The organism is Rhodobacter maris (genome assembly GCF_900217815.1).
Lineage (GTDB): Bacteria > Pseudomonadota > Alphaproteobacteria > Rhodobacterales > Rhodobacteraceae > Rhodobacter > Rhodobacter maris.
Window position 1 is genome coordinate 1 of the sequence record NZ_OBMT01000037.1, and the last position, 4,109, is coordinate 4,109.

A 4,109-nucleotide genomic window follows, 5' to 3' on the forward strand; every position below is an offset into this window, starting at 1 on the left:
GCGTCGCCATGATCGGGTCGTAGGCTGACTGTGTCGGCGGCCTCTACTGCGGCATTCTCGATTCGAGGTTGTGCTGTAGCAGTCAAGGCCGGCCCTGAGCGGACATTGGGCACCCAGGCTGGATGCCGCAGCCGCAGCCCACATTCCCGACATTCGCAGCCGGAGCAAAGTCCACCTCCACCCAAGGTCGCGAGGAACTGCGCACCCCCTCGACTTCATTCGAAAGGGCGACGAGTTCGTTGTCATTCGGGTGTACTGGGTCGCCTGCTCTGCTGCCGACCTGCAGGACGTGATGCACGAAAATGCGCGCCACTAAGCGGTCGGTTTAAACCTCAACCGCCGCCGGGAAGGTCTTCCGAGGCAGGCCGGGTGGGCGCGATGGGTTTGAGGCCAACTGCGCCTCGATTGGCGGACGGAGGACAAGGCGCAGCGCGTGGACAAGGAGCGAAAGCCCACGGTAGATATAGCCGAGGTTCGACGGCCTGAAGCCGAGGGTGTGTGCTCATCGGCGATCACACGGTGCCTGCGGATTGGGAACACCGGCGTTTTGCGGGCAGTTCTAGAAAAAAGTACGCGCTCAAGGCGAATAGAAAATGACGATCAGGCCAACCCCTCGGCCAACATGAGCCTGTGCGCGCCATCGGCCCTTGCGGCGCTGCGCGACGAACTGCTGGCTCTGATCGAGGATCTCCGCAAGCGCACACCAATGGAGCGCCTAATCGCGATCGCGCAGGAGACGGAAAAGGATCGCTGGGGCATCGAAGCTCTGCTGGCGCGTCTCGACCCAAAGCCCATGAGCAAATGAAACCACGCTGTCCGCCCGCACCGCTCTTCGAAAGAATATGAGAGGGGGGACGATCAGTTCAGCCGTCATCAGAGTTTGGCCAGTTTCCACCGATGCGAAGGTCATCGACGCTCGTGGCGTCGGCGGGCGCTTGTATGGAGATGCGCCAGTCCTCGGTGCGCGCTGATGAGAACTCGACACGCTGAATCCCGACATCACCATCGCCATTGTAACGAATCTTACGCGCCTCCTCGATGGTTACGAACTCGGGCTCGATCCACATTGCCGTGCTGAGGAAGACGAATCCTAGGCGCGCAGGGCCATCCAGTGTGTCGATGGTCACGGTGCCTGGATAACGAATACGTGCCGTTCGGGTGATCGGCGGCGCGGCCTTCTCGATTTCAGCATAGGGATCGAGCGAGTTCTGAACCTCGTGCCAGATAGAGTTGATCGACCAACTCGACCCGCCCTCGCCGTGGAAAACTGGGGCAGAAAGGTCCGTGTCGCTAGGCAGGACATAGTCAATTCCGTCTGGCTCGGGCCGGACATCGCCCTCGTCCGGACGATAGGTTCGAATGCCCACACCTGTACAAACGCATCGCTTGTGCCAGAAGATGACCACGTCCAGGCCAAGAAGAGGATTTAGGTCTTGCGCTTGCACGTCCGCGATGCGCCGCAACGTGATCCCGAGGCGTTGTGCTACTGTCTCGGCCTCAGGAGAGAAGCCGGAATGGCTCACCGCGATCGTATGATCCGCGCCGATAGACGAGCGCTTGGTGGCCAGTTGCTCGAGCCAGGTCACGTCCTGTACCTTGGTTCGGCGTCGACACTCTATCGTAATCAGCATTTCCGCCGTGCCGACCTTAGTGCGGATCGTCGCGTCCACTTCTCGGAGGCGCCCCGTGAGCTTACACCGGATACGATCAGGCGACTTGATGACAATTCCTTGTGGCCCGGCGTCGGCTTCGATCCGGGCGATGAGTTTCTCGAACTCGCGCCACTGGGGATCATTGCTACGCCGGGCGGTCACTTTGCCTCGCTCCCTTTGGAACTTGCCTCAAGGAACATCGGGAAGAAGCTCCTTTGCCGCTTGAGCTTCAGGACGTCGCCAAAGCCGATGGCACTCGCGCTGCGGCGCTCGCCGCCACCCGGGGTGATGACCGCGATGTCTGGGTTTTCGATGATTGCGCGGTGAACGTCGTCGGTGTGTGCAGGCGTGGCATTGTAGATGCCCTCGTAAAAGTCGCCAACGCCAATGACATCACCCGACTCGGAGATCAGCCGCGGGATGTCAGCAAGAAGCTGTGTTCGCGCCGTTTCGCGGCCCGATAGATCGAACAGATAGAGCGCTCCCCCGTCATGACTAGGATCGTAGGATAGCATGTTGAGGCCTGAGCGGCCGAAATGCGCTTGTGCCGTGCTGTTCTGATGGAGGACATTGTTATAGACCTGCCGCGCACGATAGATGTTGGCGAAGTGGATTAGCCAGTAGCGCCAACCGCCTGGATTGTTGATCGAAAAGGGGCTGACGAAGGGGGCACAAGTTCGGAATGTCTCGAACACCAGTCGCTCTGCGGCACCAAGCCAGCTATGTTTGCTCATCGCCCCGTTGAGAACGTCGAGCCCGGCGGGTTCGATGCCGAAGGGTCGGAGCTGGGCCGCGAGCTGAATGGGATTCGACTTCTGCAAGAACGACAGCAGAGCTTCGATCGCGAAAGTATAGAAGATTTCCACTGACGGGTGCGCGCGCATAATGTCGAGTAGCGTCGCGTGTTCGACATGGCGGTGGCCGCACTGGTCGAGGTTGAACAGAACATTGCGGTAGCGCCCCTGTTCCAGAAGCTGCTTCATCCGCGGATAGCCCGCCTCAAACGTATCGGTCAGATACTCGATACGAAGGTGCAGGCGGCGGACATTTTCGGTGATGTCTCCCTGCAGCGGTGCGATATTCCTCTTCAAAACCTCAATCGCATCACGGCTATGATCGTTGAGGATGAGCAGGCACTCGATCTCAATCAGGCCGAGGCCCTGCGCTGCGCGGTGGGCGTTGACCGCCTCGCTCGCTCGCTTCAGCTCTTCGATGAAGATGAGGGGCGAGCCAGCGGTTCCGCACTGGTAGCGACCGCCGCCAGCAAACCCGTCGATCACCGCGAGACGGAAACGCTCCTGCTGCGGAAGCTGGCAGCGCACTGCGAGATATTGGAAGAAATACTCGCGCAGGATCTTGTGCTTGCGGCGCGAGTGCTCCTCCAAGACTGCACCATTGGCCCATTCATATGTTTTCTCGACCATCCGTCCCCCCTTATCGCCCGCCTGAGGCTATGCGCCGGTGGAGAAGGCTGCGGGCATCTCGTCCCACGTCTTGCCCCGATATTCACGGCCGTTGGCCTTTTTTGAGCGACGTTTATTGTCCTTGCCCCAAGTGCCCCACTGCTTGAAGAAGAAGGCGGTCTCGTGCTCCTCGCATTGGGCGTGGATTTCATCGATCCATTCCTCGCGGATCGGCCGCGCCGACCGACCGCTCTCGCCGCCGACAATAGCCCAATGGATGCCAGACAAGTCGACATCGCCGACCGGCCCGATCAGTGGTTCGAATGACAGGAACCGAATCGTCGCCGGCACGGCGCGCAGATGGTCGATGCGATTTACAGCCTCGGCGTTCTCGATGCTGGCGCCAAGCCAGACATTGGGTAGCACATCCTCGACCAGCGTCGAGACGAACACCGCCATCCGTTCGGGGCGCTTGGTGAGGATTTGGTAGTGGTGGCGAGGCGTTTCGCGCATCACCTGCCAGACCTTGAGAATGAATGCGTCGCTGACGCGTTCATGGAACAGGTCGCTCATCGAATTTACGAAAATCTTGCGAGATTTCCGCCAGCGGTGAGGGATTGCAAGCGCATCTTCGTCTTCGCGGACGACGCCGTTCCAGATCGTGCGCCCGCCGCTGCGCCGGGTGAGGCTGGCATATTTCGCCACGCCCATTGCTTCGAGCCGCCGCGCCATCTCCATAGCATAGCAATGTGTGCAGCCGGCGCTGACGATCGAGCAGCCAGCCACTGGATTCCACGTGGCATCGGTCCATTCTATCTGTGTTTCAGACATGACGGTTCAGCCCCGCTCTTACCTGTCGCTCATTTCGTGTGCCAAGCCTTATTCTAACCGGAACAAAGTGGGAATTACTAGATCAAGACCTCGTACGGTCTCCACCGTGTGAGCCTCGACTGCCTTAACAGGTCGCTGAAATAGTCGGCCTCGACCTTGGATGCAGAACATGATTCACCCCTTCTCACGGCGAGAGGGGATCATGATGCGGGGCACGGACGAG

The 4,109-nt window shown here is 59.8% G+C and carries 4 protein-coding genes; 1 reads left to right on the forward strand and 3 read right to left on the reverse strand.

Translation table 11 applies throughout. The features are described from left to right. Positions 1-433 precede the first annotated feature (433 nt). A complete protein-coding gene (locus tag CRO22_RS18995; protein ID WP_176518705.1) occupies positions 434-805 on the forward strand; it encodes a hypothetical protein in 372 nt (123 codons plus the stop codon). A gap of 58 nt (positions 806-863) precedes the next feature. On the opposite strand, the gene CRO22_RS18260 is transcribed toward CRO22_RS18995, so the two are convergent. The 3 genes from CRO22_RS18260 to CRO22_RS18270 are packed head-to-tail and all read right to left on the reverse strand — an operon-like array spanning position 864 to position 3,886. Then, the gene (locus tag CRO22_RS18260; RefSeq protein ID WP_097071568.1) at positions 864-1,814 is read right to left on the reverse strand and encodes a restriction endonuclease; all 951 of its coding nucleotides are present in this window, start codon (positions 1,812-1,814) and stop codon (positions 864-866) included. Continuing rightward, positions 1,811-3,076, reverse strand: a complete 1,266-nt coding sequence (locus CRO22_RS18265) for a three-Cys-motif partner protein TcmP (protein WP_097071569.1) — start codon at positions 3,074-3,076, stop codon at positions 1,811-1,813. Before CRO22_RS18265 ends, CRO22_RS18260 begins: the two co-directional genes overlap by 4 nt. Before the next feature lie 27 nt (positions 3,077-3,103). After that, complete coding sequence (locus CRO22_RS18270) at positions 3,104-3,886, reverse strand: DUF5131 family protein (RefSeq protein ID WP_097071570.1); 783 nt, start codon at positions 3,884-3,886, stop codon at positions 3,104-3,106. Between the last annotated feature and the right edge of the window lie 223 nt (positions 3,887-4,109).